Origin of the sequence: Modestobacter altitudinis, from assembly GCF_005930475.1 — a bacterium.
Classification (GTDB): Bacteria; Actinomycetota; Actinomycetes; order Mycobacteriales; family Geodermatophilaceae; genus Modestobacter; species Modestobacter altitudinis.
Window position 1 is genome coordinate 1 of record NZ_SJEW01000144.1, and the last position, 1,304, is coordinate 1,304.

Annotated in this window: 1 protein-coding gene and 1 other annotated feature; the gene reads right to left on the minus strand. The window is 70.5% G+C overall.

The window, feature by feature from the left end; all coding sequences use genetic code 11:
• Positions 1-16: 16 nt before the first annotated feature.
• A protein-coding gene (locus FHL79_RS24810; protein WP_246081228.1) for an IS3 family transposase occupies positions 17-1,251 on the minus strand; the annotation gives its coding sequence in 2 pieces (ribosomal slippage) (positions 17-972 and positions 972-1,251; 1,236 coding nt in all).
• Positions 860-973, minus strand: a sequence feature (AL1L pseudoknot). (Overlaps the previous gene by 114 nt.)
• Positions 1,252-1,304: the final 53 nt, after the last annotated feature.

Sequence of the window (1,304 nt, forward strand, 5' to 3'; positions counted from 1 at the left end):
GTGTCCCGCCCCGGGTTCAGTGGAGGCTCGGAACTGACGCGGCGACGGTAGTCGCCGCGGTGTTGTGCCGGTAGAAGTTGTCTTCGTGTTCGGCCGGTGGGATCAGGCCGATTTCGCCGTGCAGGCGTCGGTGGTTGAACCAGTCGATGTATTCGGCGACGGCGAGCTCCAGGTCGTCGATGCCCTTCCACGGGCCGCGGTTGCGCACCAGCTCGGCCTTGAACAGCGAGTTGAACGCCTCGGCGAGAGCGTTGTCGTAGGAGTCGCCGGTGGAGCCGACGGAGGCTACGGCGCCGGCCTCGGCCAGGCGCTGGGTGTAGCGCACGGCGACGTATTGCACGCCCTTGTCCGAGTGGTGGATGAGCCCGCCGAGGTCGCGGCCGGCCCTGCGGCGGGTCCAGATGCCCATCTCCAGGGCGTCGAGGGCCAGGTCGGTGCGCAGCGAGCGGGACAGCTGCCAGCCGACCACCCGGCGGGAGTAGACGTCGGTGACGAAGGCGGCGTAGACCCAGCCGGAGAAGGTTCGGCAGTAGGTGATGTCGGCGACCCACAGCTGATCCGGGCCGGTCGCGGTGAACGCGCGTTCGACCAGGTCCGGGCGCATGTCCGGGCCGTTCCCGGGGATCGTGGTGCGGGGGCCTTTGGCCCGCGTGATGCCGCGCAGCCCGGCGGTGCGCATCAGCCGCTCGACGGTGCAGCGGGCCACCGGATGGCCCTGCCGGCGAACTTCGGCGTGCACCTTGCGGGCGCCGTAGACCCCGTAGTTGTCGGCGTGCACCTGCTCGATCACCGCGGTGGTCGCCGCGTCGGTGACCGACCGGGCCGAGGGCGGCCGGATCCGGTGCGCGTAGTAGGTGCTCGGGGCGACCTGCAGCTGGGCGCAGATCGGCTCGACCCCGTGCTCTTCCCGGTGGGCGTCGATGAAGGCGACGATCAGCGCTGTGGGCGGTCGAGCTCCGCCGCGAAGAAAGCCGACGCACTCTTCAAGATCGCGTTCGCCCGGCGCAGCTCCCGCACCTCACGCTCGAGCTCAGCCAGCCGGGTGGCGTCGTCGGTCGTCGCGCCGGGCCGGTGGCCTTCATCGATCTCGGCCTGAATGACCCAGTTGCGCAGCGTCTCAGCGTTGATGCCCAACTGCGCGCCGATCCGCTTCAACGCCCCGGTCCGCGTCGCTGGGTCACGCCGGGCGTCCACCGCCAGCCGGGTCGCCCGCTCCCGCAACTCGTCGGGGTACTTCCTCGGTGCCGCCATGACTCTCATCCTCACGTGGATTGAGAGCCTCCATCAGACCCGGGGCGGGACAG